This window comes from Chelatococcus sp. KU-N122, from assembly GCF_055391085.1.
Genome location: NZ_AP043981.1, coordinates 7,409,186 through 7,432,921, shown reverse-complemented (window position 1 = coordinate 7,432,921; position 23,736 = coordinate 7,409,186). Strand labels below are relative to the sequence as shown.

Here is a 23,736-nt window from a genome sequence, read left to right as displayed (position 1 = left end):
AAGGAAGGATCGGGAACGACCGGAACGGGCTCAGGCTGACGATTGCAGCGGGCGCTCGGCGGCCATGGTGCTGAGGAAGCGGGCGGTGAGGGGGTGCTTGGGCCGGGTCAGCACCTCGTGCGCGGGCCCTTCCTCGCGGATGACGCCCTCGGCCAGAAAGACGACGCGGTCCGCCACCTCGTCGGCGAAGCGCAACTGGTGGGTGGAGATGATCATGGTGAGCCCGTCCTCGACGGCGAGGCGGCGGATCACCTCGAGCACCTCGCCGACGAGCTCCGGGTCGAGCGCCGAGGTCGGCTCGTCGAGCAGCAGCACGCTCGGGTTCGGGGCCAGCGCCCGGGCGATGGCGACGCGCTGTTGCTGGCCGCCCGACAGGTGGCGCGGCAGCGCGTCGGCCCGGTGGCTCAGGCCGACGCGGTCGATGAGCTCGCGCGCCCGCCGCTCCGCGTCGAGCCGCGACAGGTGATGCACCCAGCGCAGGGGGCCGGCGACGTTCTCGACTGCGGTGAGATGGCCGAACAGGTTGAACTGCTGGAACACCATGCCGACGCCGACGTCGGCGCGCTGCTGCGCCACCGCCCGCGGGCTCAGCAGCCGGCCGTCGTCGCGGTAGCCGAGCCGTTGCCCGCCCACCCGCACCAGCCCCGCATCCGGGGCCTCCAGGTGATTGATGCAGCGCAGCAGCGTGCTCTTGCCGGAGCCGCTGGGGCCGAGCAGCGCCACCACCTCGCCGATGGGCACGGCGAGATCGACGCCGTCGAGCACGGTCTGCTGGCCGTAGGTCTTGCGCAGGCCGGCGACCTCGACCGCCACGTTGTTGCCGGCAAGCATGGCGGCGCGCTTGCCGCGATCGGCGGGGGCCGTCTTGGCGGCTCGTGACGCGGCTGCGTCGTAGGCTACCCGGAGCGGCGCCGGCTCCGGCGCGGGTTGCGGCACCGCTGCCGGCGCGACGGCCTCGCGGTGCCAGGGCAACAGGCGGGCGAGACCGCCGCGCCGCGGCGCGCGGTCGAGATCGAGCAGCCGCTCCGCGATGAGCTGGATGGCGGCGATGCCGCCGGTGAGCACCAGGTACATCAGGCCGGAGGCGAAGAAGATCGAAAAGAAATCGAAGGTGGAGGAGGCGAGCTGGGTGCTGCGCAGCGTCAGTTCCTGCACCGAGATGACCGAGGCGAGCGACGAGTTCTTCAGCGTGCTCACCGCCTCGTTGCCGAACGCCGGCACCATGGCGCGGATGGCCTGCGGGGCGATGATCCGGCGCATCAGCACGCCGGGCGTCATGCCCAGCGCCTGGCCGGCGGCGATCTGGCCGCGGTCGACGCCGAGCACGCCGGAGCGCAGGATCTCGGCGATGAACGGCGCCTCGTTGGCGGCCAGCGCCAGACCCGCCGCGGCCATGGCGCTGAGCTTCAGCCCGATGTGGGGCAGCGCGTCGTAGGCGAAGACGAGCTGGAGGATGAGCGGCGTGCCGCGGAAGATGACCGTATAGGCCCGGGCGAGCGCCGCCAGCGGCCAGAAGCGGCTGAGCTGCATGGCGGCCAGCACGAGCCCCCCGATCAGCCCGCCGGCCAGACCGAGCGCGGTCACGGCGAGCGTGAACCAGATGCCCTGGATCAGGTACGGCAGGCTGAGGTAGTGGACGAACAGATCCATTAGCGCATGATCCCAAAAAGTGGACGCCGGTTTTTGGACAAGATCATGCTCAAGACAAAGACTTAGAGCCGGATGATGATTCGAAGAAAACCATCCAGATCTAGTTCGTGGTGAGGATACGGGGCTCTTCGAGGGTGCCGGCATCGAGCGACCACTTCTTCAGCAGCTCGGTCTCGATGCCCGCCTTCTGGATCTCGATCAGCGCCGCGAGGATGGCATCGCGAAACTCGGTCTTGCCCTTGGGCACGGCGATGCCGACCGAATAGGGCAGGGTGACCGCAACCGCCTTCTCCAGCTTGTCCGGGTAGGCCTTCACCGCCTGGTCGACGGTATTGACGTCGTTGATGTACGTATCGGCACGTCCGGCCAGGATCGCCTGGATGCAATTGGCGTTGTTGTCGTAGAGCTGGATCGTCGGCGCCGGCTTGCCCTCGGCCTTGCACTGCTCGGCCAGGGCCTGGATCAGGGGCACCTCCACATAGCCGGTATTCTCGGCGGCGGCGGTGCCGCACAGGGAGGTATTGATGCCGGTGATCTTCTTGGGGTTGCCCTTGGCCACCAGGACGCCGTCGAACACCTTGGAGTAGGTGATGAAGTCGGCCGCCTTGGCGCGCTCCTCGGTGGCGTAGATGTCGGAGATGACGATGTCGGCCTGGCCGCTGGCCAACGTCGTCAGCAGGGCTGCGAAGGTCACCGGCTTGTAGGTCATGGTGAAGCCCAGGCACTTGCCGATGGTCTCACCCAGGTCGATGTCGAAGCCGATGTATTTGCTGGGATCTTTCGGATCGAGCGCTTCGTAGCCGGGGGTGTGCGGGTTGATGGCGTTGACCAGCGTCTTGCCCTTGAGCGACGGATATTTCGCCTGCAATTGCTGGCATGAGGGCGGCGCCTCGGAGGCCTCCGCCCGGGCCTGCCGGGGCGCCGCCAGCGCCAGCGCGCAGACGGCGCCGAGCATCAGGAGGCCGCGGCCGGCCCAGCCACCGCGCCCGCACCGGACCTTGTCGAGATCGTCCCTCGCCATCGCACTCTCCCTCATGTTTGACCGCCGACGGACGCGCCGCGGGCCGCATCACAGGGGAGGAAGCCTAGGAGGGGAGATTGCGAGGCGACTTGTCGCCAGACGCACTATAACTTGCGACGGCCCCTGTTTGCTCGCACGGAGGCAGCATGCACATAAAATAACTCGATGTGCTTATGGTTTGATCAAGAATCGCCGCAGTTGTCGCAGCAGGTCAGCCGCGGGGTAGAGCCCCGTTCAGGAACAGGCTGACCGCCTTGACGAGGCGCTCGTCCTGGGCTGCGGCCGGCAGCTCCGCGCAATGGCCGTGATGGCGTGTCACCGGACCCAAGACGAGGCTCAGGAACAGGTCGGCGACCATCGCGGGGTCGTCGATGCGGACCAGGCCCCGGGAGGCGACGCTGTCCAGCATCCGCGCTGTCGCCGCCACCGCCTTCTGCCATCCTTCCTCGAAGGCGAGTTGCGCCAGCTCGGGAAAATGCGGCGCCTGGGCCGACAGGATACGGCTGAGCGCGATGGATCCGGGCGTCGAGGACAGCGCCACCATCTGCCGGGCGACATCCACCAGCATGGCTTCCAGGGCCGCTTTGTCGTGCACGTCGACCTGGGTGTGGGCGGCGGCGGACAGGGGCACCAGCCAACGTTCGATCTGCCGCTTGAGCACGGCGGCGAACAGCTCGCGCTTGTCACGGTAGCGCGCGTAGACGGTCGGCTTGCTGACGCGGGCGGCGTCCGCCAGCGCGTCGATCGACGTGGCCTCGAAGCCGCGCTCCATAAACAGGCTCGTGGCGATCTCGATGAGCCGCTCATCGCGCTCGGCCGCCTCGGCGCGGGTCGGCCGTCCGCCCTTGCGACAGGCGGGCTCGGCGGCCGCCGCTGCTTCGCTTCCCGACATCTCCGGCTCCTTGCCAAATCGCGTCGACGCCATTATTAAACCATACCGTATCGTTTAATAAAGCCCGGGACCCATTCCCGGGGCGTTCCCACCGCCGCGGCGGACCCGGGAACGTTGCCCGTTTCTATTTCGCGCTTCGGGGGCCCCGCTTGTCCAGCCGTCTGATCGCCATCCTGTTGATCGCCGCCGCGGGGGCGGGTGCGGGCTATTACTGGCTGCGGGGCGGCGCGCATCCGCCGCCGGCCCAGGCCTCCGTCGCCATGCCGCCGCCGGAGGTGAGCGTGCTGGCGGCGCGCGCCGAGGCCATCCCGCTGATCACCGTCTACGCCGGCCGGGTCGCCGGCTTCCGCGACGTGGAGATCAGGGCGCAGGTCGGCGGCCTGCTGCTCAAGCGCGAGTTCGTCGAGGGCGCGCCCGTCAAGCAGGGGCAGGTGCTCTTCCAGATCGATCCCAAGCCGTACCAGGCCGCGCTCGACCGGGCGAATGCGCAGGTCGCGCAGGCGCAGGCGGCGCTTCGCCAGGCTGCGGACACGCTGCGGCGAAACGAGGAGCTGCTGCGCCGGCAGGTGGCGTCCGACAAGCAGCGCGACGACGCGCTGGCGGCTCGCGATCAGGCGCAGGCCAGCGTGCAGCTGGCCCAGGCCGAGGCCGATACGGCCAGGTTGAACCTGGGCTATACGACCATCCGCTCGCCCGTGTCGGGCAACACGCGGCTGCTGTCGCCGCCCGAGGGCACGCTGGTGCAGGCCCAGCAGACGTTGCTGACCACCGTCACCGTGCTGGATCCGGCCTACGTGAACTTTTCCTTCACCGACGCCGAAAACCAGGCTTTTCAGAAGCTGAACGCGCGCCTGGCCAAGCCGATCACGGTGAACGACGTCACCGTCGAGCTCCGCTTCGGCGACGGCACGGTCTATCCGCGAGCGGGACGGATCGACGTGTCCGCCAGCCTGGTCAGCGAGCAGACCGGTACGATCCAGGTGCGCGCCCTCTTTCCCAATCCCGACGGACGTCTTCTGCCCGGCCAGTTCGTGCGCGTCGCCGTGAAGGGCGTGTCGCTGCCCGATGCCATCGCCATCCCCAAGCAGGCCGTGTCCCAGGGCCCGCAGGGACCGTTCGTCTATGTCGTGAACGACGCCAACAACACGGTGCCGCAGCCCATCCGGCTCGCCAACGATCTCGGCGAGCGCTGGGTGGTCGAGGATGGCCTGAAGCCGGGCGACCGCGTCGTCGTCGACGGGATCATGCGCGTTCGCCCCGGCAAGCCCGTCAATCCCGTCGCGCCGAACGCGCCGCCGCGGCAGGCCGCGTCCGCCGGCCCAGGCGCGGAGCGGGTGGCCGACCGCGGCTCCGACAAGGCACCGGCGACCACGGGCGCGCGCTGATGTTCTCGAAGTTCTTCATCGACCGCCCCATCTTCGCGTCGGTGCTGTCGATCGTCATCGTGCTGGCCGGCCTGGTCGCCATGCGGTCGCTGCCGATCGCGCAGTACCCGGAGATCGTGCCGCCAGAGGTCACCATCTCGGCCACCTATCCGGGCGCCACGGCCCAGACGATCGCGGAGACCGTCGCTGCCCCTATCGAGCAGCAGGTCAACGGCGTCGAGGACATGATCTACATGCGCTCGACGGCGACCGGCACCGGCTCCATGAACATGTCGGTGTATTTTCAGATCGGGACGAATCCGGACCAGGCGACGATCAACGTCAACAACCGGGTGCAGCGCGCCGTGGCGCTGCTGCCGCAGGAGGTGCAGCGGCAGGGCGTGACCGTCACCAAGCGGTCGAGCTCGATCCTCGAAGTGCTGGCGCTCTCGTCGAAGAGCGGGCGCTACGACGCGATCTTCATGTCCAACTACGCCCTCATCAACATCATCGACGACCTGCGCCGCACGCCGGGCGTCGGCGATGCGACGCTGTTCGGCCAGTCGGACTACTCCATGCGGGTCTGGCTACGCCCGGACAAGGTGGCCCAGTACAACCTGACGCCCAGCGACATCTCGGTGGCGATCCGCGAGCAGAACTCCCAGTTCGCTGCCGGCCGCTTCGGCGAAGAGCCGATGAGCGCAGGCCAGCCCTTCACCTATTCCGTGACGACGCCCGGCCGCCTCGCGGACCCGCGCGAATTCGAGAACATCATCATCCGCTCCGACGAGAGCGGCGGGGCGTTGCGGCTGAAGGATGTCGCGCGTATCGAGCTCGGCGCGCTCACCTACGGCCTGAAGGCGACGCTGAACGGCGCGCCCACGGTTCCGATCGCCATCTACCTCCAGCCCGGTGCCAACGCCCTGCAGGTCTCGGCCGCCGTCGAGGCGACCATGGAGCGGCTGGCCAAGCGCTTTCCCGAGGGCCTGGAATACTCGGTGCCGTTCAATCCGACGCGGTTCATCGAGGTCTCGATCGACGAGGTGGTGCACACCTTCATCGAGGCGATCGTGCTGGTCGTCGTGGTGGTGTTCGTGTTCCTGCAGAACTGGCGCGCCACCCTGATCCCGGTCGTGGCGGTGCCGGTGTCGCTGATCGGCACCTTCGCCGGCATGTATCTGCTCGGCTTCTCGATCAACCTGCTGACGCTGTTCGGCATGGTGCTGGCTATCGGCATCGTCGTCGACGACGCCATCGTCGTGCTCGAGAACGTCGAGCGCATCATGTCGAGCGAGCACAAGAGCCCGCGCGAGGCGGCCATCCAGGCGATGGGCGAGGTCAGCGGCCCGGTCGTAGCCATCGTGCTCGTGCTCTGCGCAGTGTTCATTCCGGTGTCGTTCCTGGGCGGGCTGGCCGGCCAGCTCTACCGGCAGTTCGCGGTGACCATCGCCGTCTCCGTGGTGATCTCGGGGCTGGTGGCGCTGACCCTGACGCCCGCTTTGTGCGCGCTGCTCCTCAAGCCCGGCCACAGCGAGCCGTGGCTGCCGTTTCGCTGGTTCAACCGCGGCTTCGACGCGCTGACGCGCGGCTATACGAGCGGCGTGCGCTTCATCCTGAGGAACGTGGCGCTCGCGCTGGTCCTCATCGCGGCGATGCTCGGCGTCACCTGGACGCTGTTCCAGCGCGTGCCCGGCAGCCTCGTGCCAAACGAGGACCAGGGCTACGTCTTCCTGGTCACCATCCTGCCGCCTGCGGCCTCGCTCGACCGCACGGTGGCGACCAACACCGTCATCAGCGACGCGGTCGGCGCCAACCCGGCGGTCAAGGACCTGCTCATGCTGTCGGGCTACGACTTCCTGTCCGGCGCCCTCAAGACCAACGGCGGCGTCGCCTTCTTGAACCTGAAGGACTGGTCCGAGCGCAAGGCCCCCGACCAGGATGCCCGCGTCCTCGCCAACACGCTCGGCGCCGTGAACGGCAAGTTCAAGGACGGCGTCATGCTCGGCTTCAACCCGCCGCCGATCCAGGGCATCAGCACGACGGGCGGCTTCGAGTTCTATCTGCAGGACCGCACCGGCGGCACGCTCGACCAGCTGGCGGCTGCCGCGCAGAAGGTGATCGCCGCGGCGAACGAACGCCCCGAGCTGCGCGGCGTCAGCACCACCTTCAGCACCGCCGTTCCGCAGTACCGGATCGATGTCGACAAGGAGAAGGCGAAGGCGCTCGGCGTCCCGATCTCATCCATATTCGAGACGATGCAGAGCACGTTCGGCAGTCTCTACGTCAACGACTTCACGTTGTTCGGCCGGACCTACCGCGTCAGCCTCTCGTCGGAAGCCAATTTCCGCGAGAAGCCGGACGACCTGCAATACGTCTATGTGCGGTCGTCGGGCGGCGCCATGGTGCCGCTGAGCGCGCTCGTCTCGGTGGTCCGCACGCTCGGCCCCGACGTGGTCGACCGCTTCAATATCTTCCCCTCCGCCAAGATCCTGGGCAATCCGGCTCCTGGCTACTCGTCCGGACAAGCCATCGCCGCCATTCAGGACGTCGTCGCCAAGACGTTGGGCAACGACTACACCATCGGCTGGACCGGCTCCGCCTATCAGGAGCTGGCGACCGCCGGCAGCGGCAACCTGGGCTTCATCTTCGGCCTGGTCATGGTCTTCCTGATCCTGGCCGCCCAATACGAACGCTGGACGCTGCCGCTGGCGGTGGTTCTGGCGGTGCCCTTCGCCCTGTTCGGAGCCATCCTGGCGATCGCCCTGCGCGGCATCGAGAACGACGTCTACTTTCAGATCGGCCTCGTCACGCTGATCGGCCTCGCCGCCAAGAACGCCATCCTGATCGTCGAGTTCGCCTCGGAGCAGCAGCGGGCCGGGCTGTCGGCCTTCGACGCGGCGCTCAAGGCGGCGAGCCTGCGCTTCCGGCCCATCGTCATGACGTCGCTCGCCTTCATCCTTGGCGTCGTGCCGCTGGCCATCAGCAGCGGCGCCGGCTCGGCGAGCCGCCATTCGATCGGCACCGGCGTGATCGGGGGCATGCTGGCGGCGACCTTCATCGCCATCTTCTTCATTCCGTTGTTCTTCCGTCTCCTGTCGAGGCGGCAGGCGGGGGCCGAGGCACCTACGGCCGACTCGTCTCCGTCGGTCGTCGTCGGCGCCGACGGACACGCGGCTCCAAGCCGTTCCTAAGCAGAAATTCGCGGACCAGAACTCCTGCTTCGACGAGCCCGCGATGTCGCTTGAGATCGTCCAGCCTTCGGGCTGGCGATGCGGCCGGTTCGAGGGTTAAACGCCCCCCAACCCTCGGACCGGCCGCTCACTGCGCGGCCGTTCGCCTGACACGGGCCAGGCATGCGCAAGGTGAGGGCCGCGGGGCCAACATGCGGCGGCTTCGGCCGCTATGCTGGCGCAACCGCAGCGATCACCGAAGGAGGCCCCTATGGCCGACCAAAGCAAACCCACGTGGTTCATCACGGGCTGCTCCACCGGCTTCGGGCGTGAGCTCGCCAAGCTGGTGCTGGCCCGCGGCTGGAATGCCGTGGTGACGGCGCGCAGCGTCGACCGCGTCGCCGACATTGCCGCCGGCGCCGGCGACCGGGCGCTGCCGCTCGCGCTCGATGTGACCGTGCCCGATCAGATCGGCGGCGCCGTCGCCGCCGCCGAGGCGCGCTTCGGCGCCATCGACGTGCTCGTCAACAATGCCGGCTACGGCTACCAGGCGGCCGCCGAGGAGGGCGTGGAGGCCGAGATTCGGGCGCTGTTCGAGGCCAACGTCTTCGGCCTGTTCGCCATGACGCGGGCCGTGCTGCCGGGCATGCGCGCCCGGCGCAAGGGCCACATCCTCAACATCAGCTCCATCGGCGGCCTCATCGGCTTCCCGGCCTCCGCCTATTATTCGGCCACGAAGCACGCGGTCGAGGGCTTCTCGGAGGCGCTCGCCGCCGAGGTTGCCCCGCTCGGCATCAAGGTCATCGTCGTCGAGCCCGGTCCGTTCCGTACCGATTGGGCCGGCCGCTCGCTCAAGCAGACGCCGCTCAAAAGCCCCGACTACGCCGAGACGGCGGGTGCGCGCATGCAGCAGATCAGCGGCCGCAGCGGCACCCAGATCGGTGATCCGATCCGCGCCGGGGAGGCCATGATCAAGGCGGTGGAGGCGGAGGTGGCGCCCCGCCACCTGGTGCTCGGCGCCTTCGGCTACGATGTGGTGACCAAGAAGCTCGCCGAGCGCCTCGAGCAGATCGAGGCCTGGCGCGAGGTGGCGCTGTCGGCCGACTTTCCACCCGGGCAAGGGTGAACGTCGCTGCGGGCGGGCGGCTTCCCCGGTCTCGAGAGGCCCGCCCCGCCCGCAAAGTCCTCTTCGCATGCCTATGGCGTGCCCGGCGCTCCGGCGGCGGGCTCTCGGTAGGCAAGCAGCTTGTCGATCCGCCGGCCGTCCATGTCGACGATCTCGAACCGCCACCCCTCGTAGCTGAAATGCTCGCCGACCTCGGGAAGGTACCCGAGTTGCGCCAAGGCGAACCCGGCGATGGTGTGGAAATCGCCGTCTGCCGACCGTAGCCGGAAGCCCAGCCGCGAGAAGGCGTCGTGCGCCGGCATCAAGCCGTCGATCAGCAACGAGCCGTCCTCGCGCTCGACGATGTCGGGATCTTCGCCCTCCGCGTCCGTCAGATCGCCGGCTATGGCTTCGAGCAGGTCGGTCTGGGTGACGATGCCGTCCAGGCTGCCGTATTCGTCGATGACGATCGCCAGACGCACCGGCGCCTTCTTGAAGTGATCGAGCACCCGGAAGATCGGGGTCGCCTCGTGAACGATCAGCGGGTCGCGGATGGCGGCCATCGGGTCGAGGGGCTTCCCGTCGAGAACCTGGTCGAGGAGGTCCTTCTTCAGGATCATGCCGAGCGGCTCGTCGATGCCGCCGCGACCGACGAGAAGCTGTTCGTGGCGGCAGTCGCGCACGGTGCGCAGGATCTCTTCCGGGCTGTCGTCGGCGTCGATCCAGTCGATATCGCGTCGCGGCGTCATGATGTCGGCGATACGCCGGTCGCCGATGTTGAACACGCGCTCCACCACCTCCTGCTGGGCCTGATGCAGGAGGCCCGCCTCCTGGCTCGCCGCAACGAGCAGCTTCAGCTCCTCGGGCGAGTGCAACGATTCCTCGCCGGCGCCCGGCCGCAGCCCGCACAGCCGCAGCACGAGGTTGCCGAGACCGTTGAGCGCGAAGATCGCCGGTCGCAGCAGAAACAGGAAAATCCCGAGTGGCCGCACGACCCAGAGCGCCGTCCCTTCGCTGCGCTGCAAGGCCAGGCTCTTCGGCGCCAGTTCGCCGAGCACGATGTGCAACGCGGTGATGATGACGAAGGAGATCACGACGGCGATCGTGTGCGAGCCGGCGGTCGCGAGCGATCCCGGCAAGCCGCTCAACAGAGGCTCGACCAGGTGCGCCAGCGCCGGTTCGCCGATCCAGCCGAGTGCAAGGGACGAGATGGTGATGCCGAGCTGCGTCGCCGCGAGGTTGGCGTCGAGATTATCGACGGCGCGCTTGAGCACGGAGGCGTTCATCCGGCCTGCTGCGACGAGCTCCGTGACACGGCTGCGGCGGACGGCCACGAGGGAAAACTCAGCCGCAACGAAAAAGCCGTTTGCGGCAACGAGAACTAGAACGGCGAGTATCCCGATCAGATCGGCGATACTACTGCCATCGGTACTAGGCATGGTCTCCTCTCGGGCGACTCCTGTCGCCGCGGCTGTTGATCGGCGATACCCTTCTACCATTGCCGCGTGACGACAGGGCAGGGCGTCGGCGCGAGAAACAGGCCGTGAACGATTTGCCCGATGACATGAGATTGCCGAGGAGACTCGTCCAGGCGGCTGCGCTGCGCGGAACGCCTTCGGCGATCCCGTCCGGCCGCACCGGCGGCGGCGGGCTCGCGACCGGGACGGGCCGCACCCGGCGGGCGCGCGGGCATTGCGGGGCTCGGGCGTAGCGGCCGCTTCCCTCGGATGGCGTCGGCTACCCGGTCCTGGTCGCCGACGATAGCGGTCGGCCGGGTATCGATCTCGTCGCCGACGGCGACCGCGGCCGGTTGCGAGGCTCTGCGCTCGGCTCAGGCCGTGTCGCGCAATGATGCCAAGGCTCGCGCCGTCTCGGTGCGGACGAGATGCTGCCGGTAGCCGGCAGAGGCGTAGTGATCCGCCAGGCATTCGGCCGCGGCAGCGACGAGGGCCGACGCCTGGTCGATGATGTCCGCCGAGAGCGGCTTGCCTGTGAGCCAGTCGGTGGCTGCGTCGGCCGCGAACGCCCGGCTCGCGGCGCCGGTGACGGCGATGGCGGCGCTCGATACCACGCCGTCGGTCATCCGCACCGCGACGGCGACGCCGACCACGGCGTAGCCGCTCGCCGGGTGGCGGATCTTGCGATACCTGAACTGCGTTCCGGATGCCGGATGCGGCACATGGATCGCCACCAGCACCTCATCGACGGCGAGCGCGGTGGTCATGATGTCGATGAAGAAGTCCGCGGCGGCGACGCGCCGACGGCCTCTCGGGCCTGCCAGCTCCAGCTCCGCCTTCAGCGCGACGACGACGGCCGGCCAGTCCGCGGCCGGGTCGGCATTGGCCAGCGAGCCGCCGATGGTGCCGCGATTGCGCACCTGCGGATCGGCGATCTGCTCCGCAGCCTGGCGAAAGATCGGCAGTATCTCGTGCAGGGGCTCGGAGGCGAGAAGCTCGGCATGGGTCGTCATCGCGCCGATCCTGATGCCGTCGCCGAACGCAATCCCCTTCAGCTCGTCGATACGCCCGATATCGACCAGCAGGGCGGGCGAGGCCAGCCGCAGCTTCAACGTCGGGATCAGCGTATGGCCGCCGGCGACAAGCTTGCTGCCGTCTGGATCGTGCGCGATGAGGCCGATGGCCTGCTCGAGCGAATGGGCGCGGACATAGTCGAACGAGGCCGGGATCATCGGCTTGCTCCGGCGCGGGCCTGCTGCACCGCGGCCCAGATGCGCGGCGGCGTCATGGGCATGTCGAGATGCGATATGCCGAACGGCGACAAGGCATCGAGCACGGCGTGCACCATGCAGGGGGGCGCCGCGATCGAGCCGCTCTCGCCGATGCCCTTGACGCCGATCGGATTGGTCGGGGAGGGCGTCTCCTGAAACGATGACCGGATGTTGGGCACGTGCTCGGCGCGCGGCACGGCATAGTCGAGCAGCGACCCGGTCATCATCTGTCCGCTGTCGGAATCGTAGCTGACCTCCTCGTAGAGAGCCTGGGCTATGCCCTGCACGACACCGCCGTGAATCTGGCCCGCGGCCAGGAGCGGGTTGATCAGCGTGCCGACGTCGTCGACGGCGACGTAGTCGAGGATGGCGACGATTCCCGTCTCGATATCGACGTCGACATAGGCCATGTGGACCCCCGACGGCGCGCCCATTCCGGTCGGGTCGTAGAACACCGTCTCGTCGAGGCCGGGCTCGAGGCCCGGCGGCAGCCTGTGCCCGACATAGGCCATGCGCGCCACGGTGGCGAAACTGACGGGCGCGATGTCGGTGCCGACGACGCCGAACCGGCCCGCGCGGTAGGAAACATCCTTGTCGTCGACCTCGAGCAGGCCCGCGGCGATTCTCCTGGCCTTGGCCACGATGCGCTCGGCCGAGACGTGGACGCTCGAGCCGCCGACCGCCATCGACCGCGAATTGAAGGTGCCGTGCCCGGCCTGGACCTGGCGCGTATCGCCCTGCACCACGTCGATGTTCTCGATGGGGATCTGGAGCACGTCGGCGGCGACCTGGGCGAGCGACGTGGCGTGCCCATGGCCCTGGCTCATGGAGCCGGAGTAGAGCGTGACGCGCCCGCTCGAATCGACGCTCACCCGCGCACTTTCCCAGCCGCCGCGGTCGAAACCGCTCGACGAGAGGCGACGCGACGGCGCCATGCCGCACATGTGCGTATAGGCGGCAACGCCGACGCCGCGGTAGCGGCTCTCCCGCCGCAGCGCATCGCGCTCGCCGCAACGGCCGGCATAGTCGAAGGCCGTGAGCGCCTTGTCCATCAAGCCCTGGTAATTGCCGCTGTCGAACATCACGCCCATGCTGCCGTAGGGCCGGTAGGGGAAATCCGCCGGTTGAATGAAGTTCCTGCGGCGCACCTCGACCTGGTCGAGGCCGAGGTGGCGCGCCACGGCGTCGATGGTGCGCTCGGCGATATAGGCGCCTTCCGGCCGCCCGTAGCCGCGGTAGGCGTCGACCGGCACGGTGTTGGTGACGACGACCTTGGAAATCGCTTCGTAGTGATCGATCTTGTAGGTGCCTGTGCCGTAATTCACAGTATTCACGGTCGGGCCGCCGCTCGCCATGTTGGACAGGTAGGCGCCGACGTTGCCTAGGGTCTCGACCTTCATGCCCAGGATGGTGCCGTCGTTGCGGATGGCCGCCTCGATCACCTCGGTGTGGGCGCGGCCGTGGCTCGTGGACTGGTGGCTCTCGGACCGCGATTCCCACCACTTGACCGGCGCGCCGAGCTCGCGGGCCAGATAGGCGCACAGCAGCTCTTCCGGATAGAGGTGCATCTTGGCGCCGAAGCCGCCGCCGATGTCCGGCGCGACGATTCTCAGCTGGTGCTCGGGAATGCCGACCGTCTCGGCGATCCAGCGCCGGTGCATGTGCGGCACCTGGCTCGGCAGGTAGACGGTCATGGCGCCGTCGGCGTCGGGATCGGCGACGATCGCCCGCGTCTCCATGCAGGTCGGGATGAGCCGGTTGTTGACGATGCGCAGGCGGATGACCTGATCGGCGTCGCGCGCCGCCTGGGCGTAGTCGCCGCCTTTGACCTTGTAGAGCGTGGTGACGTTGTTCGGCACGTTGTCGTGCAGTTGCGGCGCGCCATCACGGATCGCGGCGTCCTCGTCGACCACCGCCGGCAGAGGCTCGTACTCGGTCTCGATCAGCCCGACGGCGTCCTGAGCCAGGGCCTGGGTCTCAGCCACCACCAGCGCGACGCACTCGCCGACGAAGCGGGCTCGGTCGACGGCGACGACGGGGCGGTCGGGCACCTTGGTTCCGGGAATGATCCAGTTCGGCACGATCGAGCCGATCCGCCCGACAAGGTCGGCGCCAGCGAGCACCAGGCGTACGCCGGGAGCCGCCCGGGCCGCCGTGAGGTCGACGCCGTGGACGAGGGCATGAGCGTGGGGCGATCGCTGCACCGCCATGTGCAGCATCCCCGGCAGCCTGATGTCGTCGACGTAGCGGCCACGGCCGGTGATGAACTTGATGTCCTCCCGCCGCCGCAGCGGCTGGCCGACGTACCTGACGGTTGGCGCCTCACTCATGGCCGCGGGTCTCCTCCGCGAGGGACTGAACGGCGCGCACGATGTTGTGGTAGCCGGTGCAGCGACAGATGTTGCCGCCGAGGTTGCGGCGGATCTCGCCTTCCGTCGGGCTCGGATGCTGCCGCAGCAGCTGGCGCACGCTCATGATCATGCCCGGCGTGCAGAAGCCGCATTGCAGGGCGTGATGCTCGTGGAACGCCGCTTGGATGGGATGAAGCTCGCCGCGACCGGGGGCCAGGCCCTCGATCGTGGTGATCGACGAGCCGTCCGCCATCACCGCGAGGACGGTGCAGGATTTGACGGCTTGTCCGTCGATCTCGACGGTGCAGGCGCCGCATTGAGAGGTGTCGCAGCCGATATGCGTCCCGGTGAGGCCGAGGTCGTCGCGCAACAGGTGCACGAGGAGCGTCCGCGGCTCGACGGCAACGGTCTGCCGCGTGCCGTTGACCTCCATCGTCACCAGATGGCGGCGGTTGTCGGTGGCGATCATTCGTTTCCTCCGCTCGGCTCGCGCGCCGCGTCATGGCCCGGTTTGGACCCATCCGTCCGCTGGCGAACATCGCGTCCCGCCGGCCGTGCCGGGCTGACGTCGTCTCCGATCGAGGCCCGCGTCCGAGCCCGGCCATGACGCGGGCGACGAGGCGCAGCGTGGCGACGGATTGCGCTCGATCGTCAGTCACTCTAATTATAAGAGTAACTAGGAGGCAAGCGTTTTATGCGATCGAAAGGCTTCGACGGAATGGCGTGCTCGATCGCCGGCGCCCTGGCGGCGATCGGCGACCGGTGGGCGGTGCTGATCTTGAGGGATCTGTCGCTCGGACTTGCCCGCTACGAGGACCTGCGCCGGTCGACAGGCGTGACCCATGCGACGCTGTCCGATCGCCTGAAGCACCTGGAGAGCAGCGGGCTGATCGAGCGGCGGCGCTACCAGGCCAATCCGGAGCGCCATGAGTACCTGCTGACCCGGAGCGGCTGGGACACCGTCCTGCTGACGCAGGCGCTGGCGCAGATCGGCGACAAATGGGCGGTGACCGGCGCCGCCGGACCGCCGCTGCGCTTCGTGGATCGGCGCAACGGGCGGACGGTGAAGCTCGCCCTGGTCGATGCGGAGACGGGCGAGCGCGTCAGCGCCCGGGACGTGCGGCCGCAGGAGGGTCCTGGTGCCGATGACCTCATTCGTTGGCGCCTGAGGCACCTGCCGCCGCACGAGCCGTGACCGTCGCGGCCGCGCGCGTCGACGCTTGATCCGGCGGCACCTGCGCCCCATCTGCGCCGGGCGCAGTCCGGATTCGGGGAGACCAGCAGATGTCGACCATGTACGAACTGTCCGTTCCCGTGCTGATCCGGGGGCTTGCCGTCCTGTCCCGCTATATGGACCGGGCCGTCGCCTTCGCCGAGGCGCGCGGCATCGACCCGGCGGAGCTGGTCGATGCACGTCTGGCGACGGACATGCTGCCGCTGTCCGGGCAGATTCAGCGCGCCAGCGATACCGCCAAGAACGGCGTGGCGCGCCTGACCGGCACCGAGGCGCCGAGCTTTCCGGACACCGAGACGACGCTCGCCGAACTGAAGGCCCGGCTCGGCAAGACCATCGCCTATCTTGAGACGTTGACGCCGGAGCAGTTCAGCGGCGCCGACGAGAGGAGCATCGCGCTGCCGTTCCGCAATGTCAGCGCCGCCATGCCGGGGCGCGCCTATCTCACCCAGTTCATGCTGCCCAACTTCTTCTTCCACGTGGCGACGGCGCACGGCATCCTGCGCCAGCGCGGCCTCGACATCGGCAAGACGGATTATCTGGGCGGGTTCTAAGAACAGGTCGACTCGCCGCAGCGCGTCGGAAGTTGGACGCCGGCCGCCGCTGTCCCGATAATGGTGTCGGACAGGGCGGGTGAGCCGAGGACGAGATGACGTTTGCGCCGCAGGACCCGCCTGACGAAGCCGGCCTCGAGATCCCGCCGGCGGCGGCGATCCGCGGCCAGCTCGAGCGGCTGGCGCGCAGCCGCACCTTCGCCGGGTCGGACCGTCTCCTCGAGCTGCTGCGCTTCATCGTCGAGGAGACCCTGGCGGGCCGCGCCGCGGCCTTGAAGGAAGCCGTCATCGGCAACGCCGTCTACGGCCGCGAGCCGGCCTACGATCCGCGCATCGATTCCACCGTGCGGGTCGAAGCGCGGCGGCTGCGGCGCAAGCTGACCGCCTATTATGCCGACGAGGGCCGGCACGACCCGGTGCATGCGGACATGCCGACCGGAGGTTATGCCATCATGTTCCGCTGGGTCGGCGCCGCGGGCGCTCCGCCGGCGGGTGCTGCTGGCCCCATGTTCCGCAAGGGCGCGGGTGCTGCGCTCGCGGTCCTGCCGTTCCGGGCGCTGTCGCGCGAGCGGCTCGACGAGGACTTTGCCGATGGCCTGACCGACGAGCTGATCTTCGCGCTGGGGCAGGGGCCGGGCCTCCACGTCACCTCGCGCAATGCCGCTTTCCCCTACAAGGACAAGGCGATGCCGCCCGCCGCGCTGGCGGCGGAGCTCGGCGTCGACGCGGTGATGCAGGGCACGATACGGCGCGACGGCAAGCTCCTGCGTGTGACGGTGGAAGTCTCCGATCCGCGGGGCTTCGTCGTCTGGGCGGACCGCTTCGACGCGCCGGACGATGCGCTCATGCAGCTGCAGGAGAAGATCGCCGCGACGATGCTCAGCCGCATGCGGCTGGACAGCTCCAAGATGCGTGCCGACGAGATCGGGCCCGGCCCGGTGGCGCTCGATGCGCTGGCGCGTGTCATCAGGGCGCGGCAACTCGTTGACCGGCAGACGCCGACCGACCTCAGGCAGGCCATGCAGATCTTCGAGCGCGTGGCTCAGTCGGTCCCCGACTACGCCCGCGGTCACGTCGGCATCGCCGACTGCGCCTGTGATCTCCACCGGCTGGGCGTGCTCGCCCATGACGCTGCGTCGGCGCTGGCGCGTGGCGCCGCCCAACGGGCCCTTGATGTCGACCCGTCGTCGGTGGAGGCCCACGCGGCACTGGGCACCGTGGCGGCCTGGCTGGACGTCGACCGGGCCGCCGCCATGGCGGCCTTCGAGACGGCCCTGAGCCTGGGCGAAAGCGCCCGGGCGGCCCGCGTCTATGGCGTGTTCCTGACCATCGTCGAGCGCCACGACGAGGCGGCGAAGCTGTTCCGCGCGGCCCGCGCCATCGAGCCGTTCTCGTCGCAGCAGGACATCGCCGAGGCCATCAGCCACTATCAGTCGCGGCGGTTCCCGCTCGCGGTCCACGCCAGCCTGGAGCGCACCGGCACGACACCCGGCGAAGCGCGCTGTTACGAAGCGTTCGCCGATATCTTCGCCGGCGGCGGTGAACTGGCGCGCACGCTCGCCTTCGAAATCGGCGACGACGTGGCTTCGCTTCCCGATCTCGTCTTCGCGCGGGCGGAGATCGAGGCGCTCCTGGGCGAGCCCGGCCGCGCCGTCCAGCTCATCGGTGTCGCCGGCGGTATCGCCTCGCACTTCGCCAGGGCCACGCTGGCGGCGGCGCTGGGCGAGGACGAAAAGGCGCTGGCGGCGTTGGCGGCGTCGATCGAGCGCCGCGAGCTGTCGCGCTTCTGGATCCGCACGGACGCCCGTTTCGACCGCCTGCGCGGCTCGGCTGCGTTCGAGCGATTGCTCCAGCAGGTGAGCCCGGCGGCGACCGGCTAACTGTGAGTCCGGCATCGCTCACTGCCGCAATCGGCGCCTCGCCTATAAGCAGACTTGCGTCGGCAAGCCAACGCTTCGTCCGCTTAAGTTTTGGGCGTGGCGCAGGTTTATGCCGGAAAACCGCGGGGCACTTTTCCGAAACCTGCTCAGGGTCGGCGCGGTCCGGCAAGCAAGCTCGGCAAGTTCGGCGCAGCGGATGATGATCCCGCGGCGGCGGCTGGTTTCCACGACGCTCCGCACGACGTATGAACGGAGGCCGCAGTGTCGGATACGCGCCGCATGCCGGAGTCACAGGCCGGCTTCGACGTGAGGTCCGGGGCACGCTGGGGCACGGGAGCGAGATCGTGAGCGCTCAGACACCCCACCCGGATGACGACCGTTCGCCGGCGGCGCCTTCGGAGCCGCCGCCGGCGCCCCGCGACACGCTTGGCAAAGACACGCTTGGCAAACCGGCCTCGCCGCCGACGGCGAGGGCGGCCTTGCCGGCGACGCTGGTCGTCGCCGTCGCTGTCGCGGCCATCGTCGGCCTGTCGCTCTGGTATCTGGTGCAGCCCCAGCCGCTGCTGGTGCAGGGCGAGGCGAACGCGACACGCATCGATATCGCGGCGCGCGTGGACGGGCGGGTGAGCCGCAGGCCGGCAGCGCGCGGCGACGACGTCGCGACGGGCCAGGTGCTGGTCGAGATCGACAATCCGGAGCTGCTCACCAAGCTCAAGGAAGCAGAGGCAGCCAAGGCCGTCGCCGCGGCGGACCTGGCCCGTATCGAGGTGGGCACCCGCGCCGAGGTGGTGCGGGCACGACGGGCGGCGGTCGCCTCGGGCGAGGCCAATCTCAAGCTCCAGCAGCAGACCTACGACCGCACCAAGCAGCTGACCGAGCGAGGTTATGCGTCGGTGCAGAAGCTCGACGAGACCACGGCCTCCCTCGACGTCGCACAGCGCAGCCTCGAGCAGGCCAAGCTCGCCCTGCAGGAGGCGGTGGCCGGAGCCACGGCCGAGGAGCGCGGGGTGGCCAAGGCCGCCGTCGCCAAGGCCTCCGCCGCCATCGTCACCCTGCAGGCGCAGGTGGCGGAGTTGACCATCAAGGCCCCGGCTGCGGCCCAGGTCTACCAGGTCGGGGTCGAGCCCGGCGAATACGTCTCGCCGGGCGTGCCGCTGCTGTCGCTGGTCGATTTGGGCGACGTCTGGCTCCGCTTCGATCTGCGTGAGGATCTGGTCAAGGGCCTGAAGGTCGGCGACCGCTTCCAGGTGCGCATCCCGGGCCTCGGCGATCGCCAAATCACCGTCGAGGTCCGCACCATCGCCACCCGCGGCGAGTACGCCGGCTGGCGGGCGACGCGGGCCACCGGCGATTTCGACCTCCGGACGTTCGAGGTCCGGGCCTATCCGGTCGAGGCGATGCCCGCGATCCGGCCAGGCATGAGCGCCTATGCCGAGCTCGCCGGGCGGCGGCCATGACGCGGCCGCTTCGCCCGGGGATTGCGGCGGTCGCCGCCCGGGAGGTGGCGTGGATCCGGCGTGACCGGGTCGCCTTGCTGCTCGTCATCGGCCTGCCGCTCATCGCCTTCGGCCTGCTGGCGGGCACCTTCGCCAATGCCGTCATTCGCGACCTGCGGGTGGATGTGGTCGACCAGGATCGCACGCCCACCTCGCTGACCTTCGTGCAGGCGGTGCACGCGGCGCCCGGCGTCAGCGTGGCCCGACGCTCGTCGGATCTGGCCGGCGCCATGCACGCGGTGCGTTCGGGCGAGGCGATCGCGGCCATCTACCTGCCGCGCGACCTCGAGCGCGATATCGCCGCCGGCCGGCGGCCGCAGATCGTCACGTTCTACAACAAGCAGTTCTTCACGCCGGGCAACGTCGCCTCCAGCGCCATCCAGGCGGCCATCAACGCGGCCGTCGCCGAATTGCCCCGGCCGGCCGACAGCGCCGCCTACAGACCGGGCAGCCTCGTGGTCGAGCAATACGTGCTGACCAATCCGGCGCTCAACTATGCCCAGTTCCTGCTGCGCGCGATCCTGCCGACCGTGCTGCACGTGGTCGTCGCCATCGCCGGCGCCCTTGCGGTCGGCTCGGAGTTCTCGGCCGCACGCGGCGTGGGCGAGTGGCTGGCCACGGCCGGCGGCAGCCCGCTGGCGGCCCTCGTCGGCAAGCTTGCTCCGTACGCCGCCATCTTCGCCGTGATGATGGCGCTCGGGCTCGGCATCATCCATGGCGTCTATCAGGTCCCGTTCCGTGGCGACCCGGTGCTCGTCGGCGCCGCTGCCTGCCAGCTGATCGTCGCCTACCTGTCGATGGGGGCCCTGTTCGTCCTCCTCGCCCGCAACCTCGCCGTGGGCCTGACGTTGACCGGCATCGTCTGTTCGCCCGCCTTCGGCTTTGCGGGCGTCGGCTTTCCCGTGCTTGCGATGGGCAGCTTCGGCAAGGCCTGGGGCTCCCTGCTGCCGCTGCGCTGGTACATCCAGATCCTGTTCGATCAGGCCGCCCGCGGGGTGCCGGTCCAGGATACGCGCGAGCCGTACCTGTGGCTGTCCGGGCTGATGCTCGCGCTGTTCGCCCTGGCCTGGTGGCGGCTGCGCGTCGTCGTTCGCAGCCCGCCGGCACCGCCGGAGCCGGTTGTCCCGTCCGTCGAAGCCGGGCGCATCGGCGTGGGGGGCGCCTTCGCTGCAGAATACGGCCGCGTCCTGCGCGACAAGGGCGCCTTCGGCCTGATCGTCCTGGGGCCGCTCATCTACGCCGCGCTCTACCCGCAGCCCTATGTCGGCCAGCTTATCCGCGGCATCCCCGTCGCCATCGTCGACGACGACAACACGGATCTGAGCCGCGACATCGTCCAGGCCATCGACGCCGATGAGGCTACGCGCGTGGCGCTCAGGCCCGCCAACCTCGCCGACGCCCAGGCCGCCCTGGCGCGGCGCGAGGTGTTCGGCATCCTCAGCATTCCGCAGGGCAGCGAGCGCGATATGCTGAAGGGCCAGCCGGCGCGGCTGCCGGTGTTCGTGGATTCGGCCTATTTCCTGCTCTACAATCGCACATTGCAGGGCTTCCTGGAGGCCGCGGGCGCCGTCAACGTCGACCAGCAGGCCCGCTCGGCGCGCAGCGACGGCAGCCTCTACCGCGCCACGCTCGCGCGCAGCTCACCGGTCGAGCTGCTCAACCAGCCGCTGTTCAATCCCACGGGCGGCTATGCCAGCTACGTGGTGCCGGCGGCGCTATGCCTGATCCTCCAGCAGACGCTGCTGATGGGGGTGGCGACCCTCGGCGGGGTCGCCTTCGAGCAGGGCGGGGCCGCCGGCCGGCGGCGGCGCGGTGCGCCGGCGGCCGTGGCCGGCCAGACGCTGGCGCACCTCGTCCTGGTGCTGCCGGCCTTCATGCTCTACCTCGTCGTGCTGCCGCGGATCTACGGCTTCACCTCCAGCGCGCGCGTGCTCGACCTCCTGGCGCTGGCCATTCCCTTCGTCCTGTCGGTCAGCCTGCTCGGCCAGTTCGCGGGCTCGCTGTTCAAGCGCCGTGAAACCGCGGTGCTGCTGTTCATGGCGCTCGGCCTGCCGCTGTTCTTTCTCGTCGGCGTCGCCTGGCCGCCGGAGGCGATTCCGCCCGTGCTGCGCACCTTGAGCGCCGCCATCCCGTCGACGTTCGGCATCGATGGCCTGGTGCGGATCAACCAGACCGGGGCGTCGCTCGCCGACGTCGCGCACGATTGGTCGTCCCTGTGGCTGCTCACCGCGGTCTATGCCGCGCTGGCACTGCTGACGCCCAGGCTCGCATGGCGGAGGAGCGGCACTGATGGATAAGCTCTGCCGCGTCGCTCTTGCGGCCGCCGCGGCCGTCGTCGGCGGCTTCGCCATTGGTCGGCCCGCAGACGGGGCGCCGGCGCCCGCCGCGCGCCCGGGCATGGTGCGGCAGACCGAGATCCGCGTCGCGCCGGAAATCGGCGGACGCTTGGCGTCGGTTGTGGTCGCGCCCGGCCAGTCGGTGCGCAAGGGCGACCTCCTGGCCGTCGTCGACAATCCGGATCTGGCCGCGGCCCTGGGCGAGGCGCGCGCCGCCGCCGCCAGTGCCCGGGCGGAGCGCGATCACGTCTACGCGGGCGTGCGCGCCGAGGAGGTGGCCATCGCCGCCCGCGAGGTCAGCACCGCGGAGGCCAACCTGGTGCTGGCCCGCCAGCAGTACGAGCGCGCCGCCGCGCTCTCGACCAGGGACTTCGCCAGCCGTGCCGCGCTCGACGAGAGCGTCGCGTCCCTGGCCAAAGCGACGGCTGACGTCGATCTGAAGCGGGCGCAATGGGAGGCCGCGAAGGCCGGGCCCGTCGTGGAGGAGCGCCGCCTCGCCGACGCAAAGGTCGCGCTCGCGGATGCGACGGTCGCCGACGTGGAGGCCAAGGTCGCCAAGGCCCGGCTGACGGCGCCGGTCGACGGCACGATCGGCATCCGCGTCGCCGAGCCCGGCGAGATCATGGCGCCGGGCAAGCCGGTGCTGACCCTGAACGCCGGTGCCGGCCGCTGGTTCGCGTTCACCATTCGCGAGGACGAGCTGCGCGGCCTGGCCGTCGGCGCCAAGGTGACGTTGGTCGGCGACGGCGACCGCCGCGTCGAGACCGTGCTCACGGAGCTGCGGCCGCTCGGCGAGTTCGCGACCTGGCGCGCGGCCCGCGCCGTCGGCGACCACGACCTCAACAGCTTCCGGCTGCGCTTCGACCCGATCGCCCCGGTCGCGGGGCTGGAGCCGGGCATGACCGTCTGGCTGCCGCCGCCGCGCTGACCGGGCTCGTGCGTTTGGCCGCGACTGGCTGCCGTCAGGCCGGCGCGCCCTTCCCGCCGTCGGTGCGGAACTGAGCGGGAGTGGTGCCCGTAGCCTTGCGGAAGGCGCGGGTGAAGTTGGCCTGGGAGGAGAAGCCGACCGCGGCGGCAATCTCGGCGATCTGGCCGTCATCCGCGAGCAGGCGCCGCTTGGCGAGATCGAGGCGCAGGCCGCTCACATATCCGTGCGGCGTGTGGCCCGTCGCGGCCCTGAAGCTCCGCGCGAAATGGGCCACGCTCATGCAGGCGACCGAGGCGAGGTCGGCGATGGTGAAGTCCCGGTCCAGATTGCCGTCGATGTAATCGACGACGCGCGCGAGCCGCCGCCGGTCGAGCGGCTTGTCCATCGCATGGGCGGCCTTGGGACGCAGATCCAGCGCGGAGTATTTGTGGACGAGATGCGCTGACAGGGCGACGCCGAGGGCATCCACGAGCAACCGGCCCGCCGCGCTCTCCTCGCTGATCTCGCGCACGATCTGGGTGGCCACGTGGTCGATGAAGGGATCGTGGGCGATCGCTTCGTAGCGGAGCTCGACCCGGTCGGGATCGACGTCGAGGTCGCGCAGCATGCTCTCGTCGAACGGCCGGCCGGGCAGAAAGATGTGGAGGCAGTCGGCCATCGGGTCGGAGATGCGGATGAACTCCTCCTCGATGCCGGCCGGGCAGAGCCAGACCGTACCCGGCCGGCCGTGGGTCAGCTGCCGCATGCCGGAGCCGATACGGTCGACGACCGAGCGACCGTTGAGGAGGACCGCGATCTCGGTGTCGCGCGGGGTGAGGGAAGGAAGCTCGCCGGGCGCATGGCTCCAACGCTCGGCCAGGATGTTGTGCCAACGCCTGGCGTTCGACGTCTCGAGCATCGTCCCGGTGACGTATTTGTCGACCGAATGTCCAAGCATGGCGCGCATGGCACCTCCCGCCGCGCGGTACGGCAACGGCCGCCCGCTGCGTTGCGCGGAGCCCCAATCTCCTCTTGTTCTAATGTAAGC

17 protein-coding genes are annotated in these 23,736 nt (G+C 69.5%); 9 read left to right on the top strand and 8 right to left on the bottom strand.

The annotated features are described in order from the left end of the window. Positions 1-30: 30 nt before the first annotated feature. From ACZ5PO_RS33550 to ACZ5PO_RS33540, 3 genes are all read right to left on the bottom strand, one after another. Complete coding sequence (locus tag ACZ5PO_RS33550; RefSeq protein WP_464187025.1) at positions 31-1,650, bottom strand: amino acid ABC transporter permease/ATP-binding protein; 1,620 nt, start codon at positions 1,648-1,650, stop codon at positions 31-33. A gap of 100 nt (positions 1,651-1,750) precedes the next feature. Then, the gene (locus ACZ5PO_RS33545) at positions 1,751-2,605 is read right to left on the bottom strand and encodes an ABC transporter substrate-binding protein (RefSeq protein WP_464197138.1); all 855 of its coding nucleotides are present in this window, start codon (positions 2,603-2,605) and stop codon (positions 1,751-1,753) included. A 277-nt stretch (positions 2,606-2,882) separates the two neighbouring features. Further along, positions 2,883-3,563 carry a TetR/AcrR family transcriptional regulator gene (locus ACZ5PO_RS33540; RefSeq protein WP_464187024.1) on the bottom strand — a complete coding sequence of 227 codons (681 nt, stop codon included), beginning with the start codon at positions 3,561-3,563 and terminating at the stop codon, positions 2,883-2,885. Positions 3,564-3,712: 149 nt separating this feature from the next. Between ACZ5PO_RS33540 and ACZ5PO_RS33535 the strand changes: the two genes are divergently transcribed. The 3 genes from ACZ5PO_RS33535 to ACZ5PO_RS33525 all read left to right on the top strand — a co-directional run bounded on the left by ACZ5PO_RS33535 (position 3,713) and on the right by ACZ5PO_RS33525 (position 9,223). Then, the gene (locus ACZ5PO_RS33535; protein WP_464187023.1) at positions 3,713-4,948 is read left to right on the top strand and encodes an efflux RND transporter periplasmic adaptor subunit; all 1,236 of its coding nucleotides are present in this window, start codon (positions 3,713-3,715) and stop codon (positions 4,946-4,948) included. Further along, entirely contained in the window at positions 4,948-8,118 is a 3,171-nt protein-coding gene (locus ACZ5PO_RS33530) for an efflux RND transporter permease subunit (protein ID WP_464187022.1), read from the top strand. Before ACZ5PO_RS33535 ends, ACZ5PO_RS33530 begins: the two co-directional genes overlap by 1 nt. A 250-nt stretch (positions 8,119-8,368) precedes the next feature. Continuing rightward, on the top strand, positions 8,369-9,223 hold the full coding sequence (locus ACZ5PO_RS33525; protein WP_464187021.1) for an oxidoreductase: 855 nt from the start codon (positions 8,369-8,371) through the stop codon (positions 9,221-9,223). A 71-nt stretch (positions 9,224-9,294) separates the two neighbouring features. Here ACZ5PO_RS33525 and ACZ5PO_RS33520 read toward each other — a convergent pair whose 3' ends face one another. From ACZ5PO_RS33520 to ACZ5PO_RS33505, 4 genes are all read right to left on the bottom strand, one after another. Continuing rightward, positions 9,295-10,641, bottom strand: a complete 1,347-nt coding sequence (locus ACZ5PO_RS33520; protein ID WP_464187020.1) for a hemolysin family protein — start codon at positions 10,639-10,641, stop codon at positions 9,295-9,297. A gap of 392 nt (positions 10,642-11,033) precedes the next feature. Then, on the bottom strand, positions 11,034-11,891 hold the full coding sequence (locus tag ACZ5PO_RS33515) for an FAD binding domain-containing protein (protein ID WP_464187019.1): 858 nt from the start codon (positions 11,889-11,891) through the stop codon (positions 11,034-11,036). Beyond that, positions 11,888-14,260, bottom strand: coding sequence for a xanthine dehydrogenase family protein molybdopterin-binding subunit (locus ACZ5PO_RS33510; protein WP_464187018.1), 2,373 nt, complete (start codon positions 14,258-14,260; stop codon positions 11,888-11,890). Before ACZ5PO_RS33510 ends, ACZ5PO_RS33515 begins: the two co-directional genes overlap by 4 nt. Next, positions 14,253-14,750: a (2Fe-2S)-binding protein gene (locus ACZ5PO_RS33505; protein ID WP_464187017.1), complete on the bottom strand. Its 498-nt coding sequence runs from the start codon at positions 14,748-14,750 to the stop codon at positions 14,253-14,255. The genes ACZ5PO_RS33510 and ACZ5PO_RS33505 overlap by 8 nt, the downstream gene beginning before the upstream one ends. Positions 14,751-14,975: 225 nt before the next feature. Between ACZ5PO_RS33505 and ACZ5PO_RS33500 the strand changes: the two genes are divergently transcribed. From ACZ5PO_RS33500 to ACZ5PO_RS33475, 6 genes are all read left to right on the top strand, one after another. Next, positions 14,976-15,476 carry a winged helix-turn-helix transcriptional regulator gene (locus tag ACZ5PO_RS33500; RefSeq protein ID WP_464187016.1) on the top strand — a complete coding sequence of 167 codons (501 nt, stop codon included), beginning with the start codon at positions 14,976-14,978 and terminating at the stop codon, positions 15,474-15,476. 89 nt (positions 15,477-15,565) lie between these two features. Beyond that, positions 15,566-16,069: a DUF1993 domain-containing protein gene (locus tag ACZ5PO_RS33495; protein ID WP_464187015.1), complete on the top strand. Its 504-nt coding sequence runs from the start codon at positions 15,566-15,568 to the stop codon at positions 16,067-16,069. Between the two features lie 95 nt (positions 16,070-16,164). Next, complete coding sequence (locus ACZ5PO_RS33490) at positions 16,165-17,949, top strand: TPR end-of-group domain-containing protein (RefSeq protein ID WP_464187014.1); 1,785 nt, start codon at positions 16,165-16,167, stop codon at positions 17,947-17,949. 344 nt (positions 17,950-18,293) lie between these two features. Further along, a complete protein-coding gene (locus tag ACZ5PO_RS33485; protein WP_464187013.1) occupies positions 18,294-19,406 on the top strand; it encodes an HlyD family secretion protein in 1,113 nt (370 codons plus the stop codon). Continuing rightward, positions 19,403-21,742, top strand: coding sequence for an ABC transporter permease (locus ACZ5PO_RS33480; RefSeq protein WP_464187012.1), 2,340 nt, complete (start codon positions 19,403-19,405; stop codon positions 21,740-21,742). The genes ACZ5PO_RS33485 and ACZ5PO_RS33480 overlap by 4 nt, the downstream gene beginning before the upstream one ends. Further along, complete coding sequence (locus tag ACZ5PO_RS33475) at positions 21,735-22,709, top strand: HlyD family secretion protein (protein ID WP_464187011.1); 975 nt, start codon at positions 21,735-21,737, stop codon at positions 22,707-22,709. The genes ACZ5PO_RS33480 and ACZ5PO_RS33475 overlap by 8 nt, the downstream gene beginning before the upstream one ends. A 34-nt stretch (positions 22,710-22,743) precedes the next feature. Here the strand turns inward: ACZ5PO_RS33475 and ACZ5PO_RS33470 are convergent, their stop codons facing one another. Next, positions 22,744-23,655, bottom strand: coding sequence for a helix-turn-helix domain-containing protein (locus tag ACZ5PO_RS33470; RefSeq protein WP_464187010.1), 912 nt, complete (start codon positions 23,653-23,655; stop codon positions 22,744-22,746). Between the last annotated feature and the right edge of the window lie 81 nt (positions 23,656-23,736).